9 protein-coding genes and 1 pseudogene are annotated in these 14,866 nt (G+C 64.4%); 5 read left to right on the top strand and 5 right to left on the bottom strand.

Annotated elements, in window-relative coordinates; all coding sequences use genetic code 11:
• Positions 1-17: 17 nt before the first annotated feature.
• Both BGO64_RS20485 and BGO64_RS20480 read right to left on the bottom strand, forming a co-directional pair.
• Positions 18-977, bottom strand: a complete 960-nt coding sequence (locus BGO64_RS20485) for a FapB/FapC family functional amyloid domain-containing protein (protein ID WP_286701282.1) — start codon at positions 975-977, stop codon at positions 18-20.
• Between the two features lie 187 nt (positions 978-1,164).
• Positions 1,165-1,743, bottom strand: a complete 579-nt coding sequence (locus BGO64_RS20480) for a FapB/FapC family functional amyloid domain-containing protein (RefSeq protein WP_286701281.1) — start codon at positions 1,741-1,743, stop codon at positions 1,165-1,167.
• 346 nt (positions 1,744-2,089) lie between these two features.
• Between BGO64_RS20480 and BGO64_RS20475 the strand changes: the two genes are divergently transcribed.
• A complete protein-coding gene (locus tag BGO64_RS20475; protein ID WP_010673560.1) occupies positions 2,090-3,391 on the top strand; it encodes a sigma-54 dependent transcriptional regulator in 1,302 nt (433 codons plus the stop codon).
• Positions 3,392-3,489: 98 nt separating this feature from the next.
• Here BGO64_RS20475 and ybaL read toward each other — a convergent pair whose 3' ends face one another.
• Positions 3,490-5,121: a YbaL family putative K(+) efflux transporter gene (gene ybaL / locus BGO64_RS20470; RefSeq protein ID WP_043155825.1), complete on the bottom strand. Its 1,632-nt coding sequence runs from the start codon at positions 5,119-5,121 to the stop codon at positions 3,490-3,492.
• 374 nt (positions 5,122-5,495) lie between these two features.
• A pseudogene (gene ggt / locus BGO64_RS20465) lies at positions 5,496-7,277 on the bottom strand (gamma-glutamyltransferase).
• Between the two features lie 112 nt (positions 7,278-7,389).
• Here ggt and BGO64_RS20460 point away from each other — a divergent pair.
• Complete coding sequence (locus tag BGO64_RS20460; protein WP_286701280.1) at positions 7,390-8,007, top strand: arylesterase; 618 nt, start codon at positions 7,390-7,392, stop codon at positions 8,005-8,007.
• 179 nt (positions 8,008-8,186) lie between these two features.
• Here the strand turns inward: BGO64_RS20460 and rdgC are convergent, their stop codons facing one another.
• Entirely contained in the window at positions 8,187-9,098 is a 912-nt protein-coding gene (gene rdgC, locus BGO64_RS20455) for a recombination-associated protein RdgC (protein WP_010673564.1), read from the bottom strand.
• Positions 9,099-9,277: 179 nt separating this feature from the next.
• On the opposite strand from rdgC, the gene BGO64_RS20450 reads away from it, so the two are divergent.
• From BGO64_RS20450 to BGO64_RS20440, 3 genes are all read left to right on the top strand, one after another.
• The gene (locus BGO64_RS20450) at positions 9,278-9,706 is read left to right on the top strand and encodes a GNAT family N-acetyltransferase (protein ID WP_010673565.1); all 429 of its coding nucleotides are present in this window, start codon (positions 9,278-9,280) and stop codon (positions 9,704-9,706) included.
• A 110-nt stretch (positions 9,707-9,816) separates the two neighbouring features.
• A complete protein-coding gene (locus tag BGO64_RS20445; RefSeq protein WP_286701279.1) occupies positions 9,817-11,043 on the top strand; it encodes an exonuclease SbcCD subunit D C-terminal domain-containing protein in 1,227 nt (408 codons plus the stop codon).
• Positions 11,040-14,795, top strand: coding sequence for an AAA family ATPase (locus tag BGO64_RS20440; protein WP_286701278.1), 3,756 nt, complete (start codon positions 11,040-11,042; stop codon positions 14,793-14,795). Before BGO64_RS20445 ends, BGO64_RS20440 begins: the two co-directional genes overlap by 4 nt.
• The last annotated feature ends 71 nt before the right edge of the window (positions 14,796-14,866 follow it).

Genomic DNA, 14,866 nt, shown 5'->3' with positions numbered 1-14,866 from the left:
GGCCCCCTCGCATCGACTTACTTGGCAAACCCTGTGGCCAGCGAGAGATTGTTCGCTTGCAGGTTGTTGGTCCCCGAGGAGACGTTCACCCCGATGTTGCCCACGGCACCGTTGAAGGCGCCGCCATCGATGGTTGCCCGGTTGAAGGTTTCGCGGCTGGTGTAGGTGTTGACCACGGGAATATACCCGACGGCGTACCCACTGAGCTTGATGTCACCCTCTTCCTTGAACTCGAACTTGCCATCATCTTTCGGGTTGTTGTTGCCGTACCTGTCGTTGTCATTGTCGTGGCCATGTCCTTTCTTGACATCATGACCGGTACCGCCCCCCTCGTAATCGCCCCAAGCCTTGAGACCGAGGAACACACCCGCCTTGTCAACCGTCTTGGTTGCACTCAGGCTTTGGTTTTCGGTCATGTTCTTGGAGACGCTCTGGCTGTTGGCCACAGTGGCCACGGCCATGTTGCCGGTGGACACGGACGCTGCCATGTTGTTGGCCTGGACGTTACCCGAGCCCGAGGTCACGTTGACCCCGATGTTGCCTGCGGCATCCTTGAAGGCCCCATCGCCCACACCGGCCTTGTTCTGATGGCCGTGATTGGTCGTCCAGTTGTTGCTGGCGCTCTGGGTGGAGAAGACCTCGGCATCCGACGATCCGCCAGGGGCGCCATGTTGTTGTTGACCACGACCCATGATGAACTCGGCATCGACCTCGTCATAGGCGGCCAGGGAAGCGCTGTTGCCCTGTACGTTGGAGTCACCGGCTGCGACGTTGGCGCCGATGTTACCGGATGCACCCTTGAACGAGCCGTCGATCTTGCTCGTGTTCTCCGTTCTTGTATTGGCGGTGCCTATCATGGAACTGGATTGCTGGTTGTCCACGACGGCCATGCCGAGTTTGTTGACGTTGATGTAGCCGCCGACATTGACCCTGCCTTCGTATTCCACATCTACCTCTGCCTTGACCTTCTTGGTCAAGGTTGCCCCTGTCTCATCTCTGTCACCGCGGTAATCGGCGGATGCAGTGCCCGACATGGCCATGATGACCGCGGCGGCTAATGAGCTATAAATAAGTCCACGCATAATGAGTCTCTCCATTGAACTTTCAGCGGAAGATATGCCCATCGGCTGATACCCCCGGGCCTGGCTTCCTATCCCTGCGGCATCATGGGGATGCCGTTACTGCGCCAGCCAGGGGCAGGGAAACCATGTTGACTGACTGGTTTCCCTGTCCCGTGACCTGGTTCACCTGAATGACCCCCTTGCTGCCCGTGAGGGCGGTGTCATCCAGATAGATGCTGGTAGTGGTGTTGGCGGGGGGCTTTCCCCCTGGGGTCTTCGCGACGCTGGAGCTGAGATTGATGTCGGTCACGACACCCAGGCCGCTGTCATCGAGGGACAGGGCGAAGGCGTTCAGTTGCTGGTTGCCCTCACCCGCCCCCTGATTGATGCCGACCAGTCCCCGGTTCTGGCTCAGGGCCGAGCCCAGGATGGCGACGCTCTGGCTGCCGTTCAGATTGGTGGTGGATTGATTCAGCTGACCAAATTGAATGACGGCCGGACCCGAAATGGCGATGGCTGCAAGATTGCCTTGTTGGTTGTTATTGCCGGCAACCATATTGACGCCCATGGAACCACGAATATTGCTCAATGCCTGAGTACCGAGATCGACCCGGTTTTGTGCCATTGAGGGGGTGGCAAATGCCAGAAAAGGAAATGCTGCCAATGCAATATATATTTTCATGTTCTGTCTCCATATGCCAGGAGGGCTTATTGGAGAGAGCAACGACCATGCCAATTTACAACTATATGATTTTTAGTTGTTTTTTATTTGATATAATTGTTTTTACGTCTCAATATTGAGAGCGACATATTATGTCGTGAAGTAAGCGCTTATTTATCAATGGATTTATTTTTTCTCACTGATAATTTGGCTGTCTCAATATTGTGGTGCCATCAATCTAAAGGCGGGATGGTTTATAGTTATCATCGTCTGGCCATATTAAATGGCGCCATTTGATGATAAAGGGAGTTATCTGGACAAGTCGTCAGACTCCTTCGTGCAGTGGCGATAACAAGGAGTTGTCCCTATGACAGAAACGGCATTGTTGCTCATCAATTCATGTGCCGTACTGGAAAGCCTGCTGGAACAAGGCGAGTGGCAGGTGGAGCAGGCAAGCTCCCTGGTGGTGGCAGAGAAAAAACTGCAGGAAAAGGACTATCCCCTGGTGCTGGTGGTGATCGAGCATCAGCAGCACGAAGCCCTCTACAACCTGATTGCGCAGCACTCCGGCGCCTTGTGGATCGGCCTCATCCAGCGGGACTGTCTCGCCAGCGAAGCCCTTCGCAATTTGCTGGCAGCCTGTTTTCATGATTTTCACACCTTTCCCCTGGACAGAGACAGGCTCTCCCACAGCCTGGGACATGCCCTGGGGATGGCGCGCCTCATCCGGCGACACCGCCCCCGACTGCAACCCCAGCTTCGTTTCATCCAGGGGGAGAGCGCCCCCATCCGCCAGTTGCGCGACCAGATCGTGCGGTTGCAGCATTGCCGCCTGCCCGTACTGGTGACGGGACCGAGCGGCACGGGCAAGGAGCTGGTGGCCCGGGAGCTGCACTACAGCACGTTCGGGGAGGAGAGCCCTTTCGTGGCGGTCAATTGCGGGGCCATGCCCCATCAGCTCATCCAGTCCGAGCTGTTCGGCCACGTCAAGGGGGCCTTCACCGGGGCACAGCACCACAAGATAGGCAAGATAGAGGCCGCCGATGGCGGCACCCTGTTTCTCGACGAGATAGGGGAGTTGCCACTGGAGGATCAGGCAACCCTGCTGCGCTTCTTGCAGGAGCAGTGCATAGAGGCGGTGGGCAGCCACCTGACGCGTCGTGTGGATGTGCGGATCATCGCGGCCACCAATATCGATGTGGAGCAGGCGGTGGCCAGCGGCGGATTTCGCATGGATCTCTACTACCGGCTCAACGTGGTGCGCCTGCGCACCCCGGCCTTGTGCGAGCGGGCGGAAGACATCCAGCTCCTTGCCGATGACATTCTGGCGGAAGTGCGGGGCGGGCGGGTGCTCAGCTTCACCCGCAAGGCGCGCCAGGCCATGCAGTCCTATGGCTGGCCGGGGAATGTGAGGGAGCTGCGCAACCGGGTTCAGCGGGCGGTGGTCATGTGCAGCGGCCCCTTCATCGAAGCCGATGACATGGAGCTGACCAACATGGACAGCCTGCTGCTCGACGGCTCGCTCAAGGCGGTGCGCGAAGCGGCGGAGCGTCAGGCCTTGCAACGGACGCTGGCCCGCTTCCCCGATCAGCTCGAGGAGGTGGCCCGCACGCTCGATATCTCCCGGGCCACCCTCTATCGCCTGCTGGACAAGCACGATCTGCTGTGAGGGGACGGCAGTATCGCCCCGTCATGCAAAAAGCCCGGGCAGCAGGCCCGGGCTTTTTGTCTGGCCCCGTCGTGGGGACTCGTTACTTCCGATGAGCTTCAGGCCATCTCCATGGCGAGGTGACAGAGTCGCCGCGCAGCCTCCTCCTCGCTCTTGACCACCTGATGCACGCCGCGCACGCGCAGATGATGCACCTCCTCGTGCTGGTGGGCACAGGCGGCGATGCGCATCAGGGCGCCGTATTCCTGCGCCCTGATGGCTATCTCACCGGCCAGCAGGCTGTCATCCAGCGTGATCAGCAGCCAGCTGGCGTTGGGCAGCGCCGCCGTCAGCAGATCCTGCTGGATGGGATGGCCCGCCAGACAGGTGATCCCCATGGCGCGCCAGGGGGCCAGCAGTCGCTCGTCGGTGTCGATCACCACCATCTCCCTGCCTTGTTCATGCAACTGCCGGATGAGGTGCTGACCTATCTCGTCGGCGCCCACTACCACCACATGGCCCTGCAAGGGGCAGAGGTGAGGTGACCCATCGGTGCGTGGTTCGGGATGGCGCCTCAGCCAGCGCTCCACCTGGTTGAAGACCAGCGGATTGAGCACGATGGAGAAACAGGCGCCGACCAGCACCAGATCCCGGGCGACCCCGGGGACCAGCTCGAGCATGACCCCGAGACCCATCAGGATGAAGGAGAACTCCCCCACCTGTGCCAGGCTGGCGGAGATGGTCAGCGCCGTGCGCTGGCTGTGGCCAAAGAGCCGCACGATGGCGAAGGCGGCCACCGATTTGCCGATCACGATGACGAACAGGGTGGCCAGCACGGCCAGGGGCTCGCGCAGCAGGATGACGGGGTCGAACAGCATGCCCACGGAGACGAAGAAGAGCACGGCGAAGGCGTCCTGCAGGGGCAGGGTGTCGTTGGCCGCCTTGTGGCTCAGATGGGAGCTGTTCATCACGACGCCGGCGAAGAAGGCGCCGAGGGCAAAGGAGACGCCAAACAGCTTGACGGCGCCAAAAGCGATACCCAGGGAACAGGAGAGGACGGCCAGGGTGAACAGCTCGCGGGAGCCGGTGGCGGCGGTGCGGGCCAGCAGCCAGGGGATGAGGCGTCGCCCTCCGATGACCATCAGGGCGATGAAGGCAGCCACCTTGGCCAGGGTCAGGCCGATATCCGCCATCACCTGGGCCGGGGTCAGTGCCTCGCCCCCCTGCTGCAGGTTGGCGAGGATGGGGAGCAGTACCAGGGCCAGCACCATCACCAGATCCTCCACGATGAGCCAGCCGATGGCGATGCGTCCCTCGTTGGTGTCGAGCTGGCCGCGGCTCTCCAGGGCGCGCAGCAGCACCACGGTACTGGCGGTGGAGAGGGCCAGGCCAAACACCAGGCCGGCGGTCACGGTCCAGTCGAGCAGTTGGGAGAGGCCAAGGCCGAGCAGGGTCGCAAGGGTTATCTGGACGATGGCTCCCGGGATGGCGATGTGTTTCACCGACAGCAGGTCTTTCACGGAAAAGTGCAGGCCGACCCCAAACATCAGCAGGATGACGCCGATTTCGGCCAGCTCGGGGGCGAGCCGCAGGTCGGCGACATAGCCCGGCGTAAAGGGGCCGCATACCACGCCGGCCGCGAGGTAGCCCACCATGGGGGAGATGCGCAGGCGGCTTGCCAGCATGCCGAAGAGGTAGGCCAGCACGAGGCCGCCTACCAGGGTGGTGATAAGGGGGAGTGAGTGGTCCATGTCGTCACCTCGCTAATGGCAGTCAGGGGCTACCAGATCACCCGAAGGTGAAGAGGGCAGCTGTCAATGAGCAGGGGGCGAAAGAGACAGAAGTTGGCCGTATCAAGGGGAAATCTTGAGGGCAACAGATGCCGTTTCTATTGAAAAGTAATGCATTTATATGCCATGAGCAACACTGTTCCAGTTTTTGCGTTGGTTTTGATGAAAAGCATCTTTAATGCATTGTGATTGGGTGAAAAGAGTGTGCGGTTAAAGAAAAATTGGCAGGAATAATCAATCGATGATGATATTGGGAGGCAAGGGAGAACACCTATGAGCACACGGCATGGAGGAGGCTGGCCTCCTCCATGGTGAACGAGGGTGCTGAAGGGGCATCACTCCCCCCTGGCGACCCCCTCACGTCTGGGGTCTGCGGCCCCCAGCCAGCCGCCGGCATGGCGCTGGACGCCCTGCAGCCCGGAGGTCTGCTCGTTAAGCAGGACCTCGTGCCCTCTGGCTTTGAGCCCCTGAACCACGGCGTCGGGCGTGCGCCCCTGCTCCAGCTCGGTGGGGCCGTTGCGACTGCCGAAATTGGGCAGGTTGATGGCCTGCTGCAGGTCGAGCCCCCAATCCTGGGTGCCGAGCAGCGCCTTGCCCACGTAGTTGATGATGGCCGAGCCTCCCGGGGAGCCCAGGCTCATCTCCAGCTCGCCGCTTGCCTTGTTAAACACCAGCAGGGGAGACATGGAGGAGCGGGGGCGCTTGCCGGGCTCCACCCGGTTGGCCACCGGCAGGCCGACGGCGTCCACCGAGGTGAAGGAGAAGTCGGTGAGCTGGTTGTTCAGCAGGTAGCCGTTGACCATCAGCCGCGAGCCGAAGCCATCCTCGATGGAGCTGGTCATGGCCACCGCCATACCGCTCTTGTCCACGATGGAGATGTGGCTGGTGGAGGGCAGCTCCGGGGTGGCGTCCCGGCCCCTGGCCAGCGCCCGTGGCGGGTTGCCGGGCTGGGCGACGCCCATGGAGCGGTTGCCGATAAGGTGCCCCCGCTGCGCCAGATAGCCCTTGTCCAGCAGGCCTGTCACCGGCACGTCGACGACGTCGCCGTCGGCCACGTACTGGTTGCGATCGGCGAAGGCGAGGCGTGCCGCCTAGCTGTAGAGGTGAATGGCCTCGCTGGAGGCGGCCAGTTGGCCCTGCTCCCCCTGTACCGGTTTGAGGGCGGCCATGTCCCGGCTTTCCAGCATGCCGAAGATCTGGCCAAGGGCCAGGGTGCCGGAGGAGGGGGTCGGGAAGCCGCAGATCTCGCTCTGGCGATAGTCAAAGCAGAGCCCGTCCCGCAGCTTGGCCCGGTAGCTGGCGAGATCGGCGGCGCTCAGTACCCCGGGGTTGGTCGGGTGGGCGTGCACCTTGGCCACCATGGCCTCGGCCAGCGGGCCGCGATAGAAGGCGTCGGGGCCGTCGCTTGCCAGGGTACGCAGCACCCTGGCCAGGGCCGGGTTGGTGAGCCGGGTACCTGCCGTCTTGGGAGTGCCATCCGCCTGATAGAAGTAGGCGCGGGCGTCCGGATCCCCGGCCAGATAGGGATCTTTTGCCAGCAGGGTGGCGAGGCGGGGGCTTATCACGAACCCTTGCTCCGCGAGGGTGATGGCGGGTTCGAACAGCGTGGCCCAGGGCAGCTTGCCATAGCGCTCGTGCGCCAGGGCCAGGGCACGCACCGTGCCGGGGGCGCCGACGGAGCGCCCGCCCACCACCCCCTCATAGAAGGCCATGGGTTTGCCCTCCTTCATGAAGAGCTGATCGGTGGCAGCGGCGGGGGCTGTTTCCCGGCCATCCACCGCCGCCACCTGCTTGCCGTCCCACACCAGCATGAGGGAGCCGCCGCCGATGCCCGAGGATTGAGGCTCCACCAGGGTCAATACCAGCTGGACGGCGATGGCTGCATCGACGGCGCTGCCCCCCGCCTTGATGATCTGGTAGCCCGCGTCCACCGCCAGCGGGTTGGCCGCCGCCACCATGAAGTCACGGCCCTGCCAGCCCGGTTTGTCAATCCAGCCGCTGGCCGCCTCCGGGGCGATCAGGGTCTGGGGAGGAGGGACATAGTGAAAGCCATCCTGGGAGGCGCAGCCGCCAAGCAGGCCGAGGGCGACCAGCAGGCCGAGGGGTTTGAGGGACATGACAGGCTCCTTGTCGGTTTCTTGTTCACCTGCCGAAATGTGTCACACTTGGAGCTTGATTAAAAGTTTGTCTTAATACTCATATGGTTACAAAACTATCAAGGAGGCGCTCATGACACACCGGGGGACGCTGGCGAAACCTTGCATGGCGGGGCTGCTCTGCCTGTTGCTGACGGCCTGCGAGGAGCCGACCTTCAGACCGCTGGCCCAGGGGGAGACCCTGCTCGCCTTCGGGGACAGTCTGACCGAGGGGCGCGGGGTGAGCCCGTCCCAAAGCTACCCCAGCGTGCTGGCGAACCTGAGCGGCCATCCCGTGGTCAATGGCGGGGTGTCCGGAGAGCTGAGCCAGGCCGGCAGGGCCCGCCTGCCCGGGTTGCTGGCCCGGCACAGACCCGCTCTGGTCATCCTGCTGGAGGGGGGCAACGACATCCTGCGTGGCAGCGGGGAGGCGGCCCTCAAGGCCAATCTCGCCGCCATGATAGAGGCGGTGCAGGGGAGCGGGGCCCAGATCCTGCTTGTCGGGGTGCCCCGAAAATCCCTGTTTGCCGATGGCGCTCCCCTCTACGAGGAGCTGGCAGAGCAGTACGGGCTGGTGCTGGACAACGACAGCATCGGCGAGTTGCTGCGAGACCCGGCCCTGAAGTCCGATACGGTGCATTTCAATGCCGAGGGTTACCGCACCCTGGCGCAGCGACTTCATCGACTGTTGCAGGAAAGGGGGGCACTCTAGCGAGGTGTCATGCTGCCGTGGCAGTGCGCCATGCTGCTAAAGCCTATGGGGTCAGGAGATTGCGCGGCGGGAGGGCGACGGCGCTACTCCAGAGGCGTCCAGCCCGTGGCGACAATGCCCGAAGACATGAAAAAACCGCCGTGAAGGCGGTTTTTTGCAATCAGGCTGAGCCAATTTGCTTAGATGGACTGCTCTTCACCACCCAGGGCGGCAAACAGGGCCGGGATGAACTGGGAGAGCTCGGCGGTGACCAGGGCGAAGTCGGCGTCCAGGCGGGCGGCGGGATCTTCACTGGTGACGTCGTCGTTCTGCTCGCGCAGCTCTTCGCTGAACTTGAGGCGCTTGATGGAGAGATCGTCCCCCAGCACGAAGCTCAGGGTTTCGCCCCAGTTGAGGGCCAGCTTGGTCACCAGCTTGTCGTTGGCCAGGTGATTCTTGATCTCCTCGCTCATCAGATCCTGCTGCTTGCAGCGGATGATGCCGCCGTGCTCCATGGCGCTGCGCAGCTCGGCTTCGTCCTCCAGGGTGAAGGCGGCGGGCAGGTTGCCCTCATTGAGCCACTCGGTCATGGTGATCTCGGGCGGGTTCTTGAGGGCCACCGGCACTACCGGCAGGGAGCCGATGGATTTGCGCAAGAGCGCCAGCAGATCGTCCGCCTTCTTGGCGGAGCCTGCATCCACCACCATCAGGTTGTCGGCAGGGTTTATCCAGGCGAAGGTCTGGCTGGTGCGGCTGAAGGCGCGGGGCAGCAGGGTGTGCATGATCTCCTCTTTCAGCGCCTCCTTCTCTTTCTTCTTGAGGGCACGGCCCTGCTCGAATTCAATGGCCTCTACCTTCTCCGCCAGCATCTCCTTGACCACGGTACCGGGCAGCATCTTCTCTTCCTTGCGAGCGCACAGCAGGATGTGGCCAGAGGCGGCGTGGGTCAGGGTGGAGCCGAATTTGCCAAGGGGCTTGACCCACCCGAACCGGGAGATGTCCTGGCTGCCGCACGGGGTGAAGGCGCAGGCTTCCAGCTGGGTTTCCAGCTGCTCAACGGTCAGGTCGAAGGGGCGGGTAAAGCGGTAAATCTGCAGGTTTTTAAACCACATGGCGTCCTCGGTCTCTAGATTGTCCGGCGGGCATTGTACTAGAGAGGCGCTTTGTGATCAGCCAATCATTCTCGCTAAATAAAGGGCGATCGACCTCACAGGGCCCCATCTTGATCCCCCGGGAGCGGGCCCAACTCCCCTAGACTGCGAGTGTTCACATTGCTGACAAGGAGGCGACCATGTTGAGACAGAGTCGGCCGGAAGACATGGAAGAGATCGTCGAAATCTGGCTCCTGGCCTCCCTGCAGGCCCACGATTTCGTCGATGCCTCCTGCTGGTGGCAGGCTCAGGAGGAGCTGCGTACCCGCTACCTCGATCACGCCCGCATCTGGGTGTTCGAGGAGCGAGGGGATCTGCTCGGCTTCATGGCACTGGTGGATGATTACCTGGCTGCACTCTTCGTGCGCCCCGATAGGCAGGGGCGGGGGGTGGGGCACGCCCTGTTGCAGGAAGCCAGATCCAGATGTGCCGAGCTGCATACCCGGGTCTTCGTGGAGAACGAGCCAGCGGTGCGTTTCTACCGCCGCCACGGCTTTGAAATCGGGGGGGAGGTGCCCGATCCCCTCACCGGCCATCTTCAGTACCAGATGCATTACCAAGCCGTCTGAATCTGACGTCTGGGGCTGCCCCGGTTGAAAACGGGGGGCACCATCCTCATCTTGTCTCCATCCCGGGGCGCCTTCGCCCCCGCTCTCTTCTCCTTATCGAGCCGTTTTCCATGAAGATCCTGCACACCGCCGACTGGCACCTCGGTCATCAGCTTCACGGCCACGACCGCCGCTTCGAACACGACGCCTTCCTCGACTGGCTGGCCGACACCATCAAGACCCGCGACATCGACGCCCTGCTGGTGGCGGGCGATCTGTTCGACACCGCCAACCCTCCCGCCAGTGCCTGGCAGCAGCTCTACCGCTTCCTGGCGCGGCTGCGCGCCGAGCACCCGGCACTGGAGATGGTGCTCATCGGCGGCAACCACGACTCTCCCTCCAAGCTGGATGCCCCCCACGAGCTGCTGCGCGCTTTCGACCTCCATCTGGTGGGCAGCATCAGCCGGGACGACGAGGGGCGCCTCGAGACCGAGCGCCTGCTGGTGCCGCTGCGAGGCAAGAACGGCGAGGTGGCCGCCTGGTGCGCCGCCGTGCCGTTTCTGCGCAGCAGCGATCTGCGCCCCGACGGGATCAGTGAAGGGCAGGACAGACTCATCGAAGGGGTACGCCAGGTCTATGAGGCGGTGCTGAGCGAGGGGCGTGCGCGCTGCAATCCGGATCAGGCCCTCATCGCCATGGGCCACGCCTATCTGGCGACGGGCCAGCTCTCCGAGCTTTCCGAGCGGCGGGTGCTCGGCGGCAACCAGCATGCCCTGCCTGCCGAGCTGTTTGCCGCCGCCGACTACACGGCGCTAGGTCACCTGCACCTGGCCCAGAGTCCGGCCGAGGGGGTGCACTACAGCGGCTCGCCGCTGCCGCTCTCGCTGGCCGAGGCGAACTACAACCATCAGGTGCTGGAGGTGACGTTTGAGGGGGGCAAACTGGCCCGCCTTGAGCGGATCCCGGTGCCCCGCACGGTGGAGATGATCCGGCTGCCCCAGAGCGGCCTTGACGAGGCGCTCCAGGCCATCGAGGCGCTGGCGCTGCCCGCTTGCCCGCAGCAGGCCCAGCCCTTCCTCGAGGTGCGGCTGCTGCTGCCCAAACCCGAGGCCCGCATCCGCGAGCGCGTGCTGGCCGCCATCGGCGACAAGCCGGTGCGCCTTGCCCGTATCACGACCAGTTATCAGGGCTCGGGCCTGGGGCTGGCGGATGGTGCCGGCCAGCGCAGGCTCGATGAGCTCTCCCCCACCGAGGTGTTTCGCCTCTGCTATCAGCGTCAGTTCGACGGGGAGCCGGAGGCCGAGCTGGTGGCGTCGTTTGAAGAGATCCTGGAGCAGGTGAAGGAGTCCAGCCAATGAAAATCTTGTCGCTGTCAGGGGAGAATCTGGCCAGCCTGACCGGTCAATTCACCATCGATTTTGCCGGTGGCGCCCTGGGGGCCGCCGGTCTGTTTGCCATCACCGGCAATACCGGCGCGGGCAAGAGCACCCTGCTCGATGCCATCTGTCTGGCACTCTACGACGAGATGCCGCGCTTTATCGCCAATCGCAAGAACGTGGCCGAAGTGGGCCGCATGGATGACGAGGAGAAGCTCAAGGCCAACGACGTGCGCGGCATCCTCAGCCGCGGCCATGCCAGCGGTTTTGCCGAGGTGCAGTTTCGCGGCTGTGACGGCCGCATCTGGCTGGCCCGCTGGGCGGTGCGCCGGGCCCGCAACCGCGCCGAGGGGCGCTTTCAGGCCCAGGAGCGCAGCCTGACCGACGTGGCGTCGGGCCAGGTGTTCAGTGGCAGCAAGCGGGAGCTGCAGGATCGCATCGATGAGCTGGTGGGGCTCTCCTGGGAGCAGTTTCGCCGCGCCGTCATCCTGCCGCAGGGGGAGTTTGCCGCCTTCCTCAAGTCGAGCGCCGACGAGCGTTCGGCCCTGCTCGAACGGATGACCGGCACCGAGCTCTACTCCGCTATTTCGGTCCAGACCCATGAGCGGGCGCGGGAGGAGCAGCAGAAACTGGCTGCCATCAGCCAGCGGTTCGGTGACGTGGCGCTGATGGACGAGGCGACCCGCGAGCAGTGGGTGAGCCAGCAGGTCAGCCTCGCCACCAGCCTCAAGCACGAGCAGCAGCAACAGCAGCTGATGCAGGACTTGCGCGATCTCAACGGCCGTATCGCTGCCCAGTTGCAGGCCTGTCAGGAGGGAGAGGAGGCCCTTGCCGCGGCCGAGGCGGCCCACGCTGCGGCCGCCCCCGAGCGCGAGGAGTTCGTCCGCGCTGAGCAGGCCCAGGTGGCCCGCGCGGATCACGACGAGCTGGCCCGCCTCACCCTGGAGGTGCAGCAGCAGGAGAAGGCGCTGGCCGAGCTTGGCCCTGAACTTGGCAAGCTGGAGGAGAAGACCCAGCAGAGCGCCCTCACCGAACAGCAACTGCTGGCGGAGAAGATCGCCGCCGAGCGCGAGTGGGGCGCCCTGCAGCCTGAACTCAAACGGGCGCAGGAGCTCGACACCCGCATTCGGGAAAAGCAGCAGCAACTGCAGAAGATCCAGCAGGAGGGGGCGCAGGAGCGGGAGGTGCAGCTCACCCTGGAGCAGGGCTGGCGCCAGCAGTGCCAGCAGGTGGAGCAGCTCAAGGGCCAGCACCAGCAGTGGGGTGCCTGGCTTGAGGAGCACAAGGAGCTGGCGCCGGTGGCCCGCCAGTGGCAGCCCCTGCTCACCGCCATGCAGGATTGGGCCGAGGATGCCGACAGGCTGCAGCAGCTTCTCACCCTGCGCGAACACAAGCTGCGCGCCCTCAGGCAACTGCAACACCAGCTGGAGCAGGGGCAGCAGGAGCGCGACTACTGGCAGCGCGAGCAGGCGCGGCTGCTGCAACAGCAGCACGAGCTGCAGGAGCAGCAGTGGGAGGGGCGCCTGGCCAAGGCGCAGGAGCAGTGGCAAGGGCAGACCGAGCAGCTCGGCCAGCTGCGCCAGTTGCTGGAGCTGGCCGACTATGGCCGCAATCACGGTGAGCAGCATGGTCGCCTGCAGCAGGAGATCGCCCAGCTGGAGCAGGCGCTCGGCAAGCTGGCCATCCTCGGCGACGAGCTGACGCCGGCCCGTGAGCGGCTCGCCCTGCAACGGGACGAGGCACGCCACGCGCTGGAGCAGTCCCGTGCCATCGCCAGTTTCGAGCAGCATCGCCACATCCTGCGCGACGGTGAACCTTGCCCGCTCTGCGGCGCCGAGGAGCACCCCTATCACCAGAGCCAGCCACAGGTGGCGGGCATTCTGGGGCAACTGGCGGAGCGCGTCCGCAGCCTCGAGCTCGAGTGGGAGCGGCACAATCACCAATACATTCAGTGCGAGAGTGAACGCCAGGAGCTGGCCCGCCAGCTGGCGGTGCGTCAGCAACATCTACCTGAGCTGGAGACGCGCGCCGAGCAGCTGACCCAGCGCTGGCAGCAGCTCGGCGGTGCCGAGCTGCTGGGCCATCCGTTGCCGCTACGTCAGAGCCCGATCGAGTGGAACGAATTGATGAGTACCCTGCTCGGTCGCGGCCAGAGTCTGGAGCAGGGGCTGGTCCGCAGCCAGCAGCAACTGCGCGAGGCCCAGCAGGGGCAGCAGCAGTTGCAGGCCGTGCGCCAGCAGCTGAGTCAGCTGGCCAGCCAGCACCAGCAGTTCGAGCAGCAGTGGCAGGAGGCCGACCGCCAGCGCATCGCCCTGGAAGGGGAGGTGAAGGCAATGGGCGAGCAGGAAACGACCCTGCGCCAGCGCCTTGAGCAGGGAGGTAGCCGGCTCGATGAGCAGATGGGAGGCCAGCCCTGGCGCCAGTGGCTGGGCAGCCAGCAGTGGCACGAGTGGCAGCGGGCCTGCGAGGCCTGGCTGCACGGCCAGAGCGAGTGGGAGCGGCTGACCTGCGAGATTGCCAGCCTCACCCCGGCCCTGAGCGCCCAGGAGGCGCGTCTGCAGACCCAGCGCGAGCTGCTGCACAAGCTCGAGCGTGACTACAAGGAGCATGAACAGCAACGACAGGGGCTGGTCACCAGCCGCGCGGCCTGTCTGGGGGGCGAGGAGATTGCCCTGGTCGAGAGCCGCTGGCAGCAGCGGCTGCAGCAGCTGGCCAGCGAGCTGGAGACGATGCAGGGGGCGGCCCACGCCCTGCGCGAGCGTCAGACCGAGCTCAAGACCCGTCTCAGCCATCTGGAGCAGGAAAAGCAGGTGAGCAGCCGGCGGCGACGGGAGGTGCTGGGGCGCTGGGCTGCCCACGCCAGCAGCCTCGGCATCGCCGAATATGATCTGCGCCGCCTGCTGGCCATGAGCCCGGATGAGCTCAAGGGGCGCCGCGCCGCCTTGCAGGCGCTGGAGGATGCCCGCGCCGAGGCGCGTACCCGTTTGACCGAGCGGCAGCGGGCGCTGGCACTGGAGGAGAGCAAGCGGGATCGTTACCGCGAGCATCACCCCGAGCTGGCCGCGTTGGCGCCACAGGAGCTCGACAGCCGGCTGACGGCGCTGGAGGCGCACTGCCGCGCCCTCGACGAGCAGCTGTTCCAGTGCAAGAGCACGCTGGCACAGGCGGAGGCGGCGGCCCTCAAGGCGGGTACCTTGCAGGAGGAGCTGGCCGCCCAGCAGGCGGTGGCGGATCACTGGCAGCGTCTCTGTGACCTTATCGGCTCGGCCAGCGGCGCCAAGCTGCGTACCTTCGCCCAGAGCCTCACGCTGGAGCGGCTGCTGCTGGAGGCCAACGCCCAGCTCGCCGAGCTCTCCCCCCGCTATCGGCTGGAGCGGGTGCCCGGTACCGATCTGGCGCTGCAGGTGGTGGATCTCGACATGGGGGACGAGGTGCGCTCGGTGGACTCCCTCTCCGGCGGCGAGAGCTTCCTGGTGTCGCTGGCGCTGGCGCTGGCCCTCTCCAGCCTGTCATCACGCCAGACCCAGGTCGAGTCGCTGTTTATCGACGAAGGGTTTGGCACCCTGGATCCCGACAGCCTGGATCTGGCGCTCGCCAGCCTCGACTCCCTGCAGGCGGCCGGTCGCCAGATCGGGGTCATCTCCCACGTGCAGACCCTGGTGGAGCGGATCGGCGTGCAGGTGCGGGTGGAGGCCCTCGGCGGCGGCGAAAGCCGGGTGGTGTTGCCCTGCTGACGACGTGTCGCCCATGACCCTCCATGAACAAAAAGGCCCCTGTCACAGGGGCCTTTTTGTTGGCGTGCAAC

The organism is Aeromonas sp. 62-46 (genome assembly GCF_001898585.1).
GTDB classification, from domain to species: domain Bacteria; phylum Pseudomonadota; class Gammaproteobacteria; order Enterobacterales; family Aeromonadaceae; genus Aeromonas; species Aeromonas caviae.
This window is presented reverse-complemented; position numbering and strand designations above follow the sequence as displayed.

Coding starts and splice junctions, on each gene's coding strand:
- BGO64_RS20475 (WP_010673560.1), top strand. CDS start 2,090: ATGACAGAAACGGCATTGTTGCTCATCAATTCATGTGCCGTACTGGAA.
- BGO64_RS20440 (WP_286701278.1), top strand. CDS start 11,040: ATGAAAATCTTGTCGCTGTCAGGGGAGAATCTGGCCAGCCTGACCGGT.
- BGO64_RS20480 (WP_286701281.1), bottom strand. CDS start 1,743: ATGAAAATATATATTGCATTGGCAGCATTTCCTTTTCTGGCATTTGCC.
- BGO64_RS20460 (WP_286701280.1), top strand. CDS start 7,390: ATGACACACCGGGGGACGCTGGCGAAACCTTGCATGGCGGGGCTGCTC.
- BGO64_RS20445 (WP_286701279.1), top strand. CDS start 9,817: ATGAAGATCCTGCACACCGCCGACTGGCACCTCGGTCATCAGCTTCAC.
- ybaL (WP_043155825.1), bottom strand. CDS start 5,121: ATGGACCACTCACTCCCCCTTATCACCACCCTGGTAGGCGGCCTCGTG.
- rdgC (WP_010673564.1), bottom strand. CDS start 9,098: ATGTGGTTTAAAAACCTGCAGATTTACCGCTTTACCCGCCCCTTCGAC.
- BGO64_RS20450 (WP_010673565.1), top strand. CDS start 9,278: ATGTTGAGACAGAGTCGGCCGGAAGACATGGAAGAGATCGTCGAAATC.